The 983-nt window shown below is 62.6% G+C and carries 1 pseudogene; it reads right to left on the reverse strand.

Features of this window, described 5'->3' with window-relative positions:
• Positions 1–784, reverse strand: a pseudogene (locus EOA24_RS39300) (hypothetical protein); the annotation flags it as partial.
• Positions 785–983: the final 199 nt, after the last annotated feature.

The raw sequence follows: 983 nt of genomic DNA on the forward strand, positions 1-983 counted from the left end.
CCTCCCCACCCTTCACGGGCTGAGTTGTCAGGCCAGAGTACTGGCCGCGCGTCATGAGGGCGAATGCGTTAGAAGCTCGCTCCATCATCCCGGAGCGGTGACGCTCGCGGTAGAGACGCAGAGCATTTCCAGCCGACATTATTCCCAATTTCAGCTCAATATAGCGGACGGCCTTTTCCTCGATTTCCAGAAGAACGGTGCGCCGTTCGGCATCTATGCGGGCAACAGCGCTGTCCGCGCCAATGGCGTCCAGCTTGTCGACCGCGCGCGTCTGTCGAATGAGATGCTGGTGTATCGCCTCGTCAAGGTCGTGAAGCCGTTGCTCGGCTTCGGCCTTCTCGATTGCAAGACTGTCGAGATCGACGGTATCCAATATCGAACGCGCCTGCTCGAACCCTTCCACAGCGAGCTCGGACGAAACCCGTTCCTGAAGTTCCGCAACGGCTGTGCGCAGGCGATCCCTGTCGCGCAGCAGTTCGTCGCGTTGCACGACGTCTGCTAGCGTCGCCACGCCAAAGACGCTGAGGACCTCGTTCTTGCGGCGCTCATGCGCCGAAATCTCGGCGTCGAGGATCTCACGTTGATCCTGCAGGCGCCGCAGGTCATTGACGAGGCTTGCCTTGGCCTCGCGCGTGCGTTCGGCGCGCTGCAGGCGCTCGGCGAGCCGAATGGCCAGCTGTTCGGGTTCGTCGTCGGCCGCCTCGCCCGCTTCGGCAGCGACGGCGGTAACCTCAACCAGGAAACTGTCCCTGTCGGCCACCATCTTGTCGATACGCAGCTGCATGGCGTCCCGGTCCTGAAGACATTTGGACAGGTCAGCCACTTGATCGAGGACGCCGCCAATGCCGGGCGACGAGATGCCGTTCTCAAGCCAGGTGCCCTTGAGCGCTTCGGCAACGCCAGCCTGCCATTCATCCTCACGCCGCTCCGCGACCTCGATGGCGCGGCGCCTGGCGTTCAGATCCTCTTGCCTTGTGTCAACG

Origin of the sequence: Mesorhizobium sp. M2A.F.Ca.ET.039.01.1.1, assembly GCF_003998035.1 — a bacterium.
Classification (GTDB): Bacteria; Pseudomonadota; Alphaproteobacteria; order Rhizobiales; family Rhizobiaceae; genus Mesorhizobium.